The 13,021-nt window shown below is 72.6% G+C and carries 13 protein-coding genes; 9 read left to right on the top strand and 4 right to left on the bottom strand.

What is annotated here, in order from left to right:
* Nucleotides 1-2 precede the first annotated feature (2 nt).
* On the bottom strand, nt 3-842 hold the full coding sequence (locus OG490_RS02270) for an NAD-dependent epimerase/dehydratase family protein (RefSeq protein WP_330294575.1): 840 nt from the start codon (nt 840-842) through the stop codon (nt 3-5).
* Nucleotides 843-913: 71 nt separating this feature from the next.
* Between OG490_RS02270 and OG490_RS02275 the strand changes: the two genes are divergently transcribed.
* Nucleotides 914-1,882: a LysR family transcriptional regulator gene (locus OG490_RS02275; protein ID WP_330294576.1), complete on the top strand. Its 969-nt coding sequence runs from the start codon at nt 914-916 to the stop codon at nt 1,880-1,882.
* Nucleotides 1,883-1,970: 88 nt separating this feature from the next.
* A complete protein-coding gene (locus OG490_RS02280; RefSeq protein WP_330294577.1) occupies nt 1,971-2,555 on the top strand; it encodes a MepB family protein in 585 nt (194 codons plus the stop codon).
* A gap of 29 nt (nt 2,556-2,584) precedes the next feature.
* On the opposite strand, the gene OG490_RS02285 is transcribed toward OG490_RS02280, so the two are convergent.
* Complete coding sequence (locus OG490_RS02285; protein WP_330294578.1) at nt 2,585-3,103, bottom strand: proline dehydrogenase; 519 nt, start codon at nt 3,101-3,103, stop codon at nt 2,585-2,587.
* A 110-nt stretch (nt 3,104-3,213) separates the two neighbouring features.
* Nucleotides 3,214-3,834 (bottom strand): hypothetical protein, encoded by a 621-nt coding sequence (locus OG490_RS02290; protein ID WP_330294579.1) that lies wholly within the window; start codon nt 3,832-3,834, stop codon nt 3,214-3,216.
* A 342-nt stretch (nt 3,835-4,176) separates the two neighbouring features.
* On the opposite strand from OG490_RS02290, the gene OG490_RS02295 reads away from it, so the two are divergent.
* The 7 genes from OG490_RS02295 to OG490_RS02325 all read left to right on the top strand — a co-directional run bounded on the left by OG490_RS02295 (nt 4,177) and on the right by OG490_RS02325 (nt 12,002).
* Complete coding sequence (locus tag OG490_RS02295) at nt 4,177-5,001, top strand: CoA transferase subunit A (protein WP_330294580.1); 825 nt, start codon at nt 4,177-4,179, stop codon at nt 4,999-5,001.
* Between the two features lies 1 nt (nt 5,002).
* Entirely contained in the window at nt 5,003-5,647 is a 645-nt protein-coding gene (locus OG490_RS02300; RefSeq protein WP_330294581.1) for a CoA transferase subunit B, read from the top strand.
* A 184-nt stretch (nt 5,648-5,831) separates the two neighbouring features.
* Complete coding sequence (locus OG490_RS02305; protein WP_330294582.1) at nt 5,832-7,328, top strand: extracellular catalytic domain type 1 short-chain-length polyhydroxyalkanoate depolymerase; 1,497 nt, start codon at nt 5,832-5,834, stop codon at nt 7,326-7,328.
* A gap of 35 nt (nt 7,329-7,363) precedes the next feature.
* On the top strand, nt 7,364-8,788 hold the full coding sequence (locus tag OG490_RS02310; RefSeq protein ID WP_330294583.1) for a 3-hydroxybutyrate oligomer hydrolase family protein: 1,425 nt from the start codon (nt 7,364-7,366) through the stop codon (nt 8,786-8,788).
* Between the two features lie 117 nt (nt 8,789-8,905).
* Entirely contained in the window at nt 8,906-9,673 is a 768-nt protein-coding gene (locus tag OG490_RS02315) for a 3-hydroxybutyrate dehydrogenase (protein ID WP_330294584.1), read from the top strand.
* Between the two features lie 68 nt (nt 9,674-9,741).
* Complete coding sequence (locus OG490_RS02320) at nt 9,742-10,464, top strand: NADPH-dependent FMN reductase (RefSeq protein WP_330294585.1); 723 nt, start codon at nt 9,742-9,744, stop codon at nt 10,462-10,464.
* A gap of 92 nt (nt 10,465-10,556) precedes the next feature.
* The gene (locus OG490_RS02325) at nt 10,557-12,002 is read left to right on the top strand and encodes a glyceraldehyde-3-phosphate dehydrogenase (protein WP_330294586.1); all 1,446 of its coding nucleotides are present in this window, start codon (nt 10,557-10,559) and stop codon (nt 12,000-12,002) included.
* 96 nt (nt 12,003-12,098) lie between these two features.
* Here the strand turns inward: OG490_RS02325 and OG490_RS02330 are convergent, their stop codons facing one another.
* Entirely contained in the window at nt 12,099-12,986 is an 888-nt protein-coding gene (locus OG490_RS02330) for a DUF4436 family protein (protein WP_330294587.1), read from the bottom strand.
* Nucleotides 12,987-13,021: the final 35 nt, after the last annotated feature.

Below are 13,021 nucleotides of genomic sequence, written 5' to 3' on the forward strand. Positions count from 1 at the left end.
CATCAGAGCTCCGCCACGGTTTCCTCGATGGCCTCCGGGAGCCAGTCCGCGACCCGGCCGAAGTCGAAGCCGAGGCCGGCCGCCCTGCTGTTGTCCATCGCGTAGGCGCGGTCGAAGGAGAACGGCGAGGCCTCGGCGGCGGACCCGCCGCCGCTCCCGACGATCCGGTAGCGCGGCGCCCGGCCGACCGCCGCGCCGACGGCCTCGCCCAGCCCGAGCACGTCCAGATCCCCGTGCGAGGCGGCGTTCACCGGCCCGGTGAAGGACTGCTCCCCCGCCCAGTGCAGGAACCGCGCGATCTCGTGGTGGTGGATGAAGGAGGTCGGGTACGGGGCCTGGTGCACGTCCACCGGGTCCCCGGAGCCGATCCGCTCCACGTAGTGCGCGAGCCGCCCGGTGAACTCCGCCCGGCCGCCGCCGAGTACGTGCGCGGTGCGGACGGCGACGTGGGCGAAGGCGGGATCCTGCGCCAGGACGGCCTCGGCCTGCCGCTTGCCCTCGGCGTAGGCGAGCGCCTCGGGGGTGGGCGGCGCAGGGTCGTAGACCTCCATCGTCGAGGTCATCACGTACCGCCCGGTCCGGCCGGCGAAGACGCGCCGGGCGAGACGGGCTTGGCGGGGCGTGTAGAGGACCTGGTCGTAGACGGTGTCGAAGGTGCGCTCCCCCAGCGCCGCGAGCAGCTGTTCCTCGTCGTCGCGGTCGGCGACCAGGTGGCCCACGCCCCGGGGCGGGACGGCGGAGCCGCGGTTGAGGACGGTCACCTCGTTGCCCGCGTCCCGCTCCAGGGTGACCAGGCGCCTGCCGAAGTAGCGGCTTCCGCCGATGACGAGAATCTTCTTCATGGACAGGACTCTGCCCCTGTAGCGTCATCAGTGGAACTGCCGAAATACTGAACCCGTCGTAAGGGAAACTGATGATCGATGTGCAGCGGCTGCGCATCCTGCGCGCCGTGGCCGAGCACGGCAGCTTCAACAAGGCCGCCGGGGCGCTGATGCTGACCCCCTCCGCCGTCTCCCAGCACATCGCCGCGCTGGAGCGGGGTCTGGGCCACCCCGTCGCCGTGCGCAGCACGCGCGGGGTCACGCTCACCGAGCCGGGCCGGCTCCTCGTGGAGGCGGCGGAGACGATCTCCGCCGAGCTGGACCAGGTCCGCCACGAGATCGACCGGATCACCGCCGAGCGGCCGCGCCTGCGCGTCGCCACCTTCACCAGCGGGGGCCGCCAGCTGCTGCCGCGGGCGCTCTCGCGGTTCGTCGCCGTCCATCCCGAGGTGGAACTGACGGTGCTGGAGGCCGAGCCGGAGGACGCGGTGCCCATGGTGCGAGGCGGCGCGGCCGACCTCGCGCTCACCTACCACTTCGACGGGCCGCTGCCGCTGCGGGCGGGGGCCGCGCTCGACTGGCTGCCGCTGATGGACGATCCGCTGTCGCTGGTCCTGCCGAGCGGTCACCGGTTCGCCGAGCGCGAGTCGGTGGATCTCTGCGAACTCGCCGCCGACCGCTGGGTGCTGGGCTGCCTCAAGACGGAGGCGTACCTGCGGCGGTACGCGGAGCGGGCCGGCTTCGACCTCCAGGTGGCGGCTTCCACCACGGACTACTTCTTCGCGCAGACCCTCGTCGGCGCGGGCGTCGGCGTCGCGCTGATCCCGGAGGTCTCGCTGATCCGGCGCGTCTCGCCGGCCCCCCGCGACTCCCCCGCGCCGTACGCCGGGCAGACCGCGGTCCCGGGCGCGGTCCCCGGCGCGGCCGTCCGCGTCGTACGAATCCAACCGCCGCGCCCCGTCCGCCACATCGGGGTGGTGTCGCCGCGCCGACGCAAGCCGCTGCCCTGGGCGCGGTCGCTGACCGAGGCCCTGGTCGAGGCGGTGGAACAGCTCTCGTGAGGACGACCGCATGATCCGGCCGCACGGTCACGCACCGCCGCCCCCGGTCAAGTCGGCTGCGTCCCGGCGCCCGTGACAGAGTGGGCGGATGATCACGGACCGAGAGCACTCAGCCGATCTCCGCCCCGGACCCTGGCTGGACACCGCCCCGGCCCACGCAGATCTCATCGCGGCGAAGTCGCTCGTCTACGACCCCTGCAGGTTCGCCTGCTCGCAGCCGGTCCCCGAAGCCGAGAGCTCCGACTACGCCGCCCACGAGTTCACCCTCGACGGACTCGCCGTCCGGTTCCGCGCGGCCAGGACGACCCCCACCAAGGTCGGCCAGTTCGTCACCGTCTGGAAGAGGTCCCCGGCCGGGCCCATCCAGCCCTTCGACGCCACGGACCCCGTCGACCTGTTCGTCATCAGCAGCCGCGACGACCAAAACTTCGGCCAGTTCGTCTTTCCCATGGACGCGCTCCGCCGGCACGGCGTCGTATCGGCCAACGGCTCCGGCGGGAAACGGGCCTTCCGCGTCTACCCGCCGTGGGTGACCACCACCAACCGCCAGGCCGGCAGTGCGCAGGCCTGGCAGCTGGGCTTCTTCCTGCACCTGGACCAGGACGGGCCCGTCGACCTGACCCGCGCCCGGGAGCTCTACCACCCGCGGGATGCGAGAGGGAGGGCACTCTGACGGCAGGCCCGAGTCCAGGAGTTCCCGGGTCAGTTGGTCTCGCCGATGGTGCTGCGGGCCGCGAGGCGGAAGTCTTTGACCGCTTGGTAGAGGGTTCGCTCTCGTTCGGCGGCGAGGGCGATGTCATCGGCCTTGTGGGTGGTGTATCCCGCGTGGGCGTTCCCGGCCATCCGTCGCATCACGTGTGAGAGGTCGCTGGAGGCGACGGTGACGCGTTCCGCGACTTCCGCGAGGGGCGCCGGCCCTTCGAGGATGACGAGTTCGCAGGCGCGGTGGACCTCGCGGGCCAGAGCGACGAAGCGGCGTGTCTTCTCGTCGATGTCGTGCAGGTCGGGTTGGTCCGAACGCAGCTCCTCGAGGACGGCATCCATGGCGATGTCGCGGTCGTGGAGAGCGCTGAGGTAGCCGACGTACGCGTCACGGCGGTGCTGGCGGCTCCATTGGGCGTGCTGGGACCGTGCCTGGGCACGGCCGTTGACGATCGCGGCCCCGAGGGTGGTGGCGGAACCGACGGCGGCGCCCAGCAGTGCGGCGAGTCCTGAGTCCATGGGCCCCAGTCTGCCGTTCCTCCTGTTCATCCGGTTCGCCGGGGCTTCGTCCCCAGGGGGCCTTCGTGATCGCCTCGGGCCGGGCTCCGGCAAGATCCGGAAGGGACGGCCTAGGGTGCGGGAGTCATCCCCGCGTCTCCGGTCAGCGGGCCGATGGGCTCGCCCTTCGTGATCGTGACGGGGATGCCTCCGGTGGCCTTCTCCAGGCGGGCCTTGAACTGCGCCGAGGCGGCGCCCTCCTCGCTCGTGGTGATCTCCACCGCCTCGCCGTGACCGCCGGAGAGGGTGTAGACCGGGAATCCGGCGTCCACGGCGAGGATCTTCTCGACGGCGGCGGCGAGGGTCCGCCGGGAGTACCGGCTCTTGTACAGATCGACCCGGTCCGGATCCGCACCCGGGTCGGCCGCGTGCGCCGCCGCCACCAGGAGGCGGCCGCGGGCCAGGTCGGTGACGCACAGGGCGACCCGTCCCGGCGGATGGTCGGTGATCTGGGTGGAGTAGACGTCGGCGAAGGCGCCGCGGCCCTGTTCCCCGACGGCCTGGGAGAGGCGGGCGGCCTCGGGGGTGTTGGCCGGGGTGCCGTCGATCAGCGTCGGCGGGGCCGTCGGTGGGGCGGAGTCGGCCGCAGGGCAGAACTCCACGGCCCTGGGCGGAAGGGGGGCGGGCCCTGCGGGCTGACCCGGCACCCCGTTGCCGCATCCGGCGAGCAGGACGACGGCGGCGGCGCTCACCGCCGCGGCCGCGGCCCTGGTCCTGCCCCTGCCCCTGCCCCTGCCCCTGCCCCTGCCCCTGCCCACGGTTGCTCCCGTGACCACAACACCCTCTGTCCGCAGGGTGGTTCGCTGCACCATCGGTTCCCCCTCGCGTTGCGGTTCCGGACCTGCGGGACTGGGACGCAACGGCCGGTCCGCCGGTTCCGCGGGTCGCCGGATCCACACAGGGGGCCCGCCGGGTGTGTGCCCGGGCGCCATGGCCAGGGCGGGCCGGCGGTTCCTAGGGTCGGTCGGGTCGGCCCGGCCGCACCGGTCCGGTCGGGCGACCGGCGGCCCCGGGCGGGCGGAGGAGGGCATGCGATGGGTCTGGACAAGGAGGTCGCGAGCGCGGCCGAGGCGGTGGCGGACATCCCCGCCGGGGCCTCGCTGGCGGTGGGCGGCTTCGGGCTGTGCGGGGTTCCGGGCGTGCTGATCGGCGCGCTGCTGGAGCGGGAGGGGGTGACCGGCCTGGAGGTGGTCTCCAACAACTGCGGGGTGGACGACTGGGGCCTGGGGCTGCTGCTGCGCGAGGGCAGGATCTCCCGGATGACCAGCTCGTACGTGGGTGAGAACAAGGAGTTCGCCCGGCAGTACCTGAGCGGCGAGCTGGAGGTCGAGCTGGTCCCCCAGGGCACGCTCGCGGAGCGGCTGCGGGCGGGCGGCGCCGGTATCCCGGCGTTCTACACGCCGGCCGGGGCCGGTACCCAGGTGGCGGAGGGCGGTCTGCCCTGGCGCTACCGGGCCGACGGGAGCGTCGCGGTGGCCTCGCCGCCCAAGGAGCTACGCAGCTGGGGCGGCCGGGAGTACCTCCTGGAGGAGGGCATCACCACCGGCTTCGCCCTGGTCCGGGCGGCGGCCGGGGACCGCCACGGCAACCTCGTCTTCCACTCCTCGGCGCGCAACTTCAACCCCCTGGCCGCGATGGCGGGGCGGATCACGATCGCCGAGGTGGAGGAGCTGGTCGAGCCGGGAGAGCTGGATCCGGACTCCGTTCACCTACCCGGCGTCTTCGTGCAGCGGGTGGTCCGCGTACGCCCCGGGGATCCGGCGGCCGAGCGGCGCGTCGAGCGCCGCACGGTGCGCGCCCCCGGCACTTCGCGCCCGGCGACCGCCGGCCGCACCACCGACCGGGAAGGCGGCGTGTGACATGACTCTTACGCGTGAGCAGATGGCGGCCCGCGCCGCCCGTGAACTGGCGGACGGTACCTACGTGAACCTGGGGATCGGGCTGCCGACCCTCATCCCCAACCACCTCCCTCCGGGGATCGAGGTGGTGCTCCAGTCCGAGAACGGAATCCTCGGGGTGGGACCGTACCCGGCCGCCGACGAGGTGGACCCCGACCTGATCAACGCGGGCAAGGAAACGGTCACGGTGGCGGCGGGGGCCTCGTTCTTCGACTCGGCGCTGTCCTTCGGCATGATCCGCGGCGGGCACATCGACGCCGCCGTACTGGGCGCGATGCAGGTGTCCGCCTCGGGCGACCTGGCCAACTGGACGGTCCCCGGGAAGATGGTCAAGGGAATGGGCGGGGCCATGGACCTGGTGCACGGCGCGCGCAGGGTGCTCGTGCTCATGGAGCACACCGCGAAGGACGGCACGCCGAAGCTCGTGGAACGGTGCACGCTGCCGCTGACCGGGCGGGCCGTCGTGCAGCGGGTGATCACCGAACTCGCGGTCGTCGACATCACCCCCGAGGGGTTCCTGCTGAGCGAACTCGCCCCGGGGGTCGGCCTGGAGGAGGTCCGGGCGGCGACGGGGGCCGAGCTCAGGATCCCGTCCGGCGTCGCCTGACACGGCACTACACGGCATTAACAGCCGTCCAGCGGTTCACGCAACCCCTGTGGAACGGTCAAGCGGTGGCCGGATTGTGGCTCCCCATGCCATCCCGTCGCGACCCGGGCCACTCCTACGGTGACGGGCACCGCAGGCCCCCGACGACGGGCCCGCGCACCGCCCGTCACCCCAGGGAGCCGCCATGTCCCCGCGCCACACCCCACCCCAACCTCCGGCCCCGCCCCGCGCACGAGGCCCCGTACGCCTGCTCGTACGGTTCCTCGCGCTCCTGCTGTTCGCCGCCGGCGGCGTCCTGGCCGGGCCCGTCTCCCCCGCCCGCGCGGCCGTCACCCTCCAGCAGGTCACCGGGTTCGGCGCCAATCCGGGGCAGCTGAACATGTACGCGTACCGGCCGGCCTCCCTTCCGGCCCACCCGCCGGTGGTGGTCGCCCTGCACGGCTGCACACAGAACGCCCAGACCTACGCCGACAACTCCGGGCTGCCCGAACTCGCCGATCGCCAGGGCTTCGTACTGGTCCTCGCGGAGACGACCTCCGCGAACAACTCCAACAAATGCTTCAACTGGTTCCAGACCGCGGACAACCGGCGCGGACAGGGCGAGGCCGCCTCCATCCGGCAGATGGTCTCCTACGCCGCCTCCGCCTACTCCACCGACCCCGCCCGCACCTTCGTCACCGGCCTGTCGGCCGGCGGCGCCATGACGGCGGTGATGCTCGCGGCCTATCCGGACGTGTTCGCCGCGGGGGCGGTGGTCGCCGGGCTGCCCTACGACTGCACCAAGGACAGCGGCCCCTACACCTGCATGAACCCCGGCGTGGACAAGAGCCCTGCCGCCTGGGCCCAGTTGGTCCGCGACGCCTACCCCACCTGGACCGGCCCGTGGCCGCGGGTGGCGATCTGGCAGGGCGACTCGGACACCAGCGTCGCCCCCCGCAACGCCGACGAGCTGCGCGACCAGTGGACCGCCCTGCACGGCCTGTCCCAGACCCCCGGCCGCACCTCGGCCATCGGCCCCGACGCCACCCGGCACGAGGAGTACCTCGCCGCGGACGGCACGGTGGCCGTCGAGGTCGACCGGGTCCCGGGCATCGGCCACGGCACCCCGGTCGACCCCGGATCCGGTCCCGAGCAGTGCGGGCACACCGGCGCCCCCTACTTCCTCGCCTCGATCTGCTCCAGCCACTGGATCTCGGAGTTCTTCGGACTGGACGGCTCAGCGACCGACCCCGGCAGCGGCCTGCCCGCGCCCACCGGCCTCGCCCCGGCCGCGGTATCCGACACCGGCATCACCCTCACGTGGAACCAGGTCGCGGGCGCCGCCGACTACGCCGTCCACCGGGACGGGACCCTGGTCGCCACCCCGGGCGCGCCCCCGTACACGGACACCGGCCTCGCCCCGGGCACGGGCCACGCCTACACGGTGGCGGCGCGCGACGGCACGGGGGCCGTGGGCGCCCGTTCGGCGCCGGTCACGGTGAGCACGACGGGCGCGGTGGCGGTGTGCTGGAAGGCGAACAACTACCAGCAGGTGCAGGCGGGTCGGGCCACGACCGACGGCAGCTACGCCTACGCGAAGGGCTCCCACCAGAACATGGGCCTCTACAACCTCTTCGTCACGCACACGCTGAAGGAGGCACCCGCCGGCTACTTCGTCATCGCCGACGCGAACTGCCCGTGAGACTCCCCCGACCCGCCCCTTCTGGAGGCCCCTCCGTGCCACCCACCATCCGCTCCACCACCCTGGCCGTGGCCGCCGCGACCGCCCTGGCCACGGCCCTGCTGACGGGCGCCGCTCCCCCGGCCGACGCCGACGCCACCAACACCGCCGGAGCCGCCGGTCCCCACTGCGCCGGCCGCGCCCGGCTCCACGCACCGGGAGCCGAACGCCAACAGGCGGACTGCCTGGAGGAGTTGACGACAGCGGGGACGGTGGCCTCCGGGCACACCGACCCGGCCGACTGGGCCGGACTCACCCCCAAGGACCTGGCCGTCCCCACCGGCGTGCCCGGCATCCAGATCGACGGCTACTTCCCCGACACCTCCACCACCAACACCAACCACGGCTGGAACCACGACGCCCAGTTCGTCATCCGGCTCCCCGACCACTGGAACGGCGGGCTCGTCGTCGCCGGTTCCCCCGGTGTGCGCGAGCAGTACGCCAACGACCGGGCCATCGGCGACTGGGTGCTCTCGCGCGGCTACGCCTTCGCCGCCACCGACAAGGGCAACACCGGGGTCGCCTTCCACCGCGACGGCCAGGCGCCCGGCGACGCCGTCGCCGAGTGGAACACCCGGGTCACCCAACTCACCCGGGCCGCCCGCGCGGTCGTCGCGCAGCGCTACCACCGGCCCCCGTCCCGCACCCTCGCCACCGGCATGTCCAACGGCGGCTACCTGGTGCGCTGGCAGCTGGAGAACCATCCGGAGCTGTTCGACGGCGGGGTGGACTGGGAGGGCACGCTCTGGCGGGCCGACGGGCCGAACCTCCTCACGTTCCTGCCGCCGGCCCTGGCCGCCTACCCCCGCTACGCGGCCGGCGGACCGGAGGCCGAGCAGGCCCACTCGGCCATGCTCGCCGCGGGCTTCCCGGCCGGCTCGGAGTTCCTGTGGCCCTTCCACCACAGCTACTACTGGGACCTGACCCAGCGGATCTACCGCGAGGAGCTCGACCCGGGCTTCGACGGCCCGGCCGAGGCCGGGACCCCCTTCTGCGCACCGGGCACCCCGGCCTGCGACGCCGACTACGCCTACGCGCAGCGCCCCGCGCAGGTGCACGAGGCCGTCGCGAAGATCGCGCTCACCGGCCGGATCGGCAAGCCGCTGATCACCCTGCACGGAACCCTCGACGTCCTGCTCCCCATCTCCCAGGACTCCGACGTCTACGCCGAGATGGTGCGGCGGGCCGGCCGGGGCGGGCTGCTGCGCTACTACCGCATCGAGGGCGGCACCCACGTGGACTCGCTCGTGGACGCCTTCCCCGACCGGCTGCGGCCCCTCACCCCCTGCCATCGCGCCGCCTTCACGGCGCTGGAGGACTGGATCGGACGCGGGGTGCGCCCGCCGGCCGGCCACACGGTCCCCCGGGATCCGACGGCCGACCCGGCGACGCTGCTGACCAGCTGCCCGCTCGGCGGCTGACGGCGCACGGCCCCCTTGCCCACGGCGTGCGCATGGGGGCCGGCCCCATACCGGCGGAGCCGAGTATGGGGATGGACACCGTGGGCCCGGCCCCGGCCGCTCCCTACGCTTCGAGCCATGACGAGCGAATCTCCTTCTGCTCCACACCTGTTGGGGCGCGTGGCCCTGGTGACGGGCGGCGCCAGCGGCATCGGCCGGGCCTGCGCCGTCGCCCTGGCCGAGGCCGGGGCCACCGTGCACGTGGTCGACATCGACGCGGAGGCGGCCAAGGCCGTCGCCGCCCTCGTGGGCGGGCAGGCCCACGAGGCCGATCTGGCCGATCCGGCCGCCATCGGGGAGCTGCCCCGCGCCGTCGACATCCTGGTCAACAGCGCCGGACTCCAGCACGTCGCCCCGATCACCGAGTTCCCGCCCGAGCGTTTCGCCCTGATCCAGCAGGTGATGGTCACCGCGCCCTTCCTGCTGCTGCGCCACGTGCTTCCGCACATGTACGCCGCGGGCTGGGGCCGGGTGGTGAACATCTCCAGCGTGCACGGGCTGCGCGCCAGCGCGTACAAGGCGGCGTACGTCGCGGCCAAGCACGCCCTGGAGGGGCTCAGCAAGGTCACGGCGATCGAGGCCGCCCCCTACGGGGTGACCAGCAACTGCATCAGCCCCGGCTACGTCCGCACCCCCCTCGTCGAGGGGCAGATCCTGGACCAGGCCGCCGCGCACGGCATCGGCGCGGGCGACGTCCTCTCGGAGGTGATGCTGACCCGGTCCCCGATCAAGCGGCTCATCGAGCCCGAGGAGGTCGCCGCGACCGCCGTCTGGCTGTGCGGCCCGCACACCGGCTACGTCACCGGCTCCTCCCTCCCGCTGGACGGCGGCTGGGGAGCCAACTGACCCCGTCCGGGTGACACCCCGTGCGCCGCGGCGCGGGCGCGCGCCCTGGTTCCCGTACGGTCCCGCACGTGACCGATGCCAACAGCCCCGACGCCGCGAACGATCCGGTCGGTCCGGCCGACCCGGACAACCTGAACATCTCCACGGGACCGGGGGCGCTACGGGTCCTCGTCCTCGCGGGATCCTCCCGCGAGGGCTCCGTGAACGCCCGGCTGGCCGCCCTCCTCGCCCGCCAGGTGGAGCGGTCCGGCGCCACCGTGGACCTGGCCCGGATCGGCGACTTCTCCATGCCCATGTACGACGGTGACGACGAGGCGGCCGAGGGCCAGCCGCCGGGAGCGGCGGCCCTGCGCGAACGCCTGGTCGCGGCCCAGGCCCTCGTGATCGCCTCGCCCGAGTACAACGCCTCCGTGCCCGGGGTCCTGAAGAACGCCGTCGACTGGGTCTCGCGGTTCCGCCCGCAGCCCTTCAAGGACAAGCAGACCCTGCTGGTGTCGGCGTCCCCCTCCATGGTCGGCGGGAACCGCGGCCTGTGGGCGCTGCGCATCCCGCTGGAACACCTCGGGGCGCGGGTCTACCCCGACATGTTCAGCCTCGCCGCGGCGCACTCCGCCTTCGACGACGACGGCGCTCTGACCGATCCGGGTCTGCACCGGCGGCTGGCCGACACCGTCGATTCCTTCCTCGCCCTGGCCGAGGCCGATACCCGCTACCTGTGCCTCCAGCGCCGCTGGTACGAGTTCCTCGGTGATGAGAGCAGCGCTCCCGTCACTCAGCGCGCCGAGGGCTGAGCGGGAGGAGCGGGAGGAGCAGGGGGCGCTTGTAGGGACTAAAGACCCACGGGTTAGCATATGAGCGCCGCCTAGCTCGAAAGATAATTTCTGTGACTGTCAATGACGACGCGTTCACCAACTGGAAGAACCGCGAGAAGATCGCGGAGTCGATGATCCCGGTCATCGGGAAGCTGCACCGGGAGCGGGACGTAACGATCCTCCTCCACAGCCGCTCCTTGGTGAACAAGTCCGTGGTCAGCATCCTGAAGACCCACCGGTTCGCCCGCCAGATCGACGGCGAGGAGCTCTCGGTCACCGAGACGATGCCGTTCCTGCAGGCGCTCACCACGCTCGACCTCGGCCCCTCGCAGATCGACCTCGGCATGCTCGCCGCGGCGTACGCGGCGGACGACCGCGGTCTGTCCGTGGAGGAGTTCACCGCCGGCGCCGTGTCCGGTGCCACGGGTGACAACAAGATCGAGCGCGGCGAGGGCCGCGACGTGGTCCTCTACGGCTTCGGCCGCATCGGCCGCCTCGTCGCCCGCCTGCTCATCGAGAAGACCGGTTCCGGCAACGGCCTGCGCCTGCGCGCCATCGTCGTCCGCGGGGGCGGTGAGGCTGACCTCGTCAAGCGCGCCTCGCTGCTGCGCCGCGACTCGATCCACGGCCAGTTCCAGGGCACGATCACCGTTGACGAGGCGAGCAACACGATCATCGCCAACGGCAACGAGATCAAGGTGATCTACGCCAACGACCCGTCGGAGATCGACTACACGGCGTACGGCATCAAGGACGCCATCCTCATCGACAACACCGGCAAGTGGCGCGACCGCGAGGGGCTGTCCAAGCACCTGCGCCCCGGTGTCGAGAAGGTCGTCCTGACGGCTCCCGGCAAGGGCGACGTCCCCAACATCGTGCACGGTGTCAACCACGACACGATCAAGCCGGACGAGCAGATCCTGTCCTGCGCCTCCTGCACCACCAACGCGATCGTCCCGCCGCTGAAGGCGATGGCGGACGAGTACGGCGTCCTGCGCGGGCACGTGGAGACCGTCCACTCGTTCACCAACGACCAGAACCTGCTGGACAACTACCACAGCGCCGACCGCCGCGGCCGCTCCGCGCCGCTGAACATGGTCATGACCGAGACCGGCGCCGCCTCCGCCGTCGCCAAGGCGCTGCCCGACCTCAAGGCCCCGATCAGCGGCAGCTCCATCCGCGTCCCGGTGCCGGACGTCTCCATCGCGATCCTCAGCCTGCGCCTGGGCCGCGAGACCAACCGCGAGGAAGTCCTCGACTACCTCCGCGAGGTCTCGCTGACCTCGCCGATGCGCCGCCAGATCGACTTCACCAACGCGCCCGACGCGGTCTCCAGCGACTTCATCGGCTCGCGCCACGCCTCGATCGTCGACGCGGGCGCCACCAAGGTCGACGGCGACAACGCGATCCTCTACCTCTGGTACGACAACGAGTTCGGCTACTCGTGCCAGGTCATCCGGGTCGTCCAGCACGTCTCCGGCGTGGAGTACCCGACCTACCCGGCCCCGGCGGCCTGAGCCCGACCCCGCCGACCGGGCCCGTACGGCCCTGTAACGCCGAACGCCCCCCGCGCGACCTCGAAGGTCGTTCGGGGGGCGTTCGGCGTTCGACGCTCAGGGGTTCTTGGACTCCTGGGACTCCTTCTCCGCGGCGGATTCGGCCCGGACGCCCGCGGCGACCGCCGTGACCACGCAGAACGCGATGACCGGCTCCACCCAGAGGAAGGCGATGTAGTCGAGGATGCAGCCGATCGGCGGCGATCCGGGGGCGGTGTTGCGGAATGCCGCGAGCGCGAAGAGGGTGGCGGCCATCCAGCCGAGGGCGGGCCACACCAGCCCCTTGCGCCGGGTGACCAGGAACCAGGTGGCTACGAGGACCGCGACGGCGAGGGCCCACATGGCGGCCATCATGAAGACGGCGAAGATGAGCACGCTGTTCGAGCGTGCGAGGGAGAGGTCGAGGACGGCCGCGTCGGGGTCGTCGACGGTTTCCGCCCGCGCGGTGAAGAGCGAGTCGCTGTTGGACAGCGCCATGCGCACGGGGACGTTCCGCCCCCCTTGCTGGGCGCTGAACTCGATGACGGCCTCGTAGGCGTCGAAGGGGTAGTCGGTGATGGAGCCGCCGGTCAGGGTGACGGGCACGTCCACGGCGGAGATCCGGTTGTGGGCCTTGAAGGAGAGGTCCCCGCGTACCGAGGAGGAGGTCTGCAGGACCAGGTCCTGCGCGGGGGCCAGCCCGCCCTCCTCCGCCAGGGCGCCGTGCGGGGTGACGAGGAGGCGCAGGGTGAGCTCCCGGCCCGTCGCGTCCACCCGCTGCACCGAGGCGCTGATGTCGATCCGGTCCGCGGCCGAACTGCCCGCCGTGTAGCGGGTGTCCATGGCCTGCCGTTCGCCGTACTGGAGCCAGATCCCCACGGCGATCGCGGCGGCGATGGCGAGGGCCACCAGCGCGGGCACGAGCAGGCGCCGGCCGGCGGGGGCGAGGGGGTTGGTCCCGGGCATGGGGCTCTCCGTGGATGGTGGTGCGTACGGCTGCG

This window comes from Streptomyces sp. NBC_00503 (assembly GCF_036346895.1).
Lineage (GTDB): Bacteria > Actinomycetota > Actinomycetes > Streptomycetales > Streptomycetaceae > Streptomyces.

Excerpts from the sequence above, each read along its gene's own strand:
- OG490_RS02270 (WP_330294575.1), bottom strand. The coding sequence starts at position 842 with ATGAAGAAGATTCTCGTCATCGGCGGAAGCCGCTACTTCGGCAGGCGC.
- OG490_RS02275 (WP_330294576.1), top strand. The coding sequence starts at position 914 with ATGATCGATGTGCAGCGGCTGCGCATCCTGCGCGCCGTGGCCGAGCAC.
- OG490_RS02280 (WP_330294577.1), top strand. The coding sequence starts at position 1,971 with ATGATCACGGACCGAGAGCACTCAGCCGATCTCCGCCCCGGACCCTGG.
- OG490_RS02285 (WP_330294578.1), bottom strand. The coding sequence starts at position 3,103 with ATGGACTCAGGACTCGCCGCACTGCTGGGCGCCGCCGTCGGTTCCGCC.
- OG490_RS02295 (WP_330294580.1), top strand. The coding sequence starts at position 4,177 with ATGGGTCTGGACAAGGAGGTCGCGAGCGCGGCCGAGGCGGTGGCGGAC.
- OG490_RS02300 (WP_330294581.1), top strand. The coding sequence starts at position 5,003 with ATGACTCTTACGCGTGAGCAGATGGCGGCCCGCGCCGCCCGTGAACTG.
- OG490_RS02305 (WP_330294582.1), top strand. The coding sequence starts at position 5,832 with ATGTCCCCGCGCCACACCCCACCCCAACCTCCGGCCCCGCCCCGCGCA.
- OG490_RS02315 (WP_330294584.1), top strand. The coding sequence starts at position 8,906 with ATGACGAGCGAATCTCCTTCTGCTCCACACCTGTTGGGGCGCGTGGCC.
- OG490_RS02330 (WP_330294587.1), bottom strand. The coding sequence starts at position 12,986 with ATGCCCGGGACCAACCCCCTCGCCCCCGCCGGCCGGCGCCTGCTCGTG.